Annotated in this window: 1 protein-coding gene; it reads right to left on the bottom strand. The window is 65.9% G+C overall.

Annotated features, from left to right (window positions below; translation table 11 throughout):
- Positions 1 to 94: 94 nt before the first annotated feature.
- The coding region (locus I6U14_RS14250; protein WP_296900178.1) for a pentapeptide repeat-containing protein at positions 95 to 721 on the bottom strand (627 nt) is incomplete at its 5' end.

The raw sequence follows: 721 nt of genomic DNA, 5'->3' as shown, positions 1-721 counted from the left end.
TTCTACTTCCCGCAGTGCGGATGCTGTGCAAGCGTTCGCTGTGCCGGGCGCTTCGGCGGACGTCCGGCCGTCCCGCGGGCCCCGTTTTACGGGGTCAGCGCAGGTTCTTCTTGAAGGCGGGTATGTCGGCGTTTCGCGCCTTGGAGAAATTGGCGAAGGTGAGACTGGCAGACAGCAGCGAGACGTCGGTGAAATCGGCGTCGGTCACGTCGGCATGACGGAGAACGGCCCCCATCAGCTGGGCGCCTGCGAGATTGGCGCGGGTGAGATTCGCGCGGTGCAGATTGACGTCGCGAAGCAATACGCCGCGCAGGTCCGCGCCGATGAGGCTGGCCTCGCGCATGTTGGCGAGGTTCAGCACCGATGGGACGCGGCCATCGACGCCGCCGAGCCGGGCGCCATCGAGCTTCGCGCCCACCAGCTTTACGCCATTCAGATGGGTGGCCTGGATGTCTGCATCCGTCAGGTCGCACCCGCTCATCAATGCTTCGATCAGCAGAGAGTCCTTGATTCGAGCTCGCTGCAGCAGGCAATTGTGCAGGCAGGCATTCGAGAGATCGGTGCGCTCGATGACGGCATCGGACAAGTCCGCATAGTGCAGGTCCACGTAGCGTAGATCGCATGCCAGCAGCCGAGCCACGCGCAGGTCGGTGGTGGTGAGGAACGCGCCGATGCACGGGGCGCCGGCCCCGAGCCAGGCCGGAGCAGGCGGGGCGCAGGG

The sequence above is a fragment of the Thiohalocapsa sp. genome (genome assembly GCF_019695415.1).
Lineage (GTDB): Bacteria > Pseudomonadota > Gammaproteobacteria > Chromatiales > Chromatiaceae > Thiohalocapsa.
Note: the sequence above shows the minus strand (reverse complement) of the source record. Positions and strands in the feature narration are given on the sequence as shown.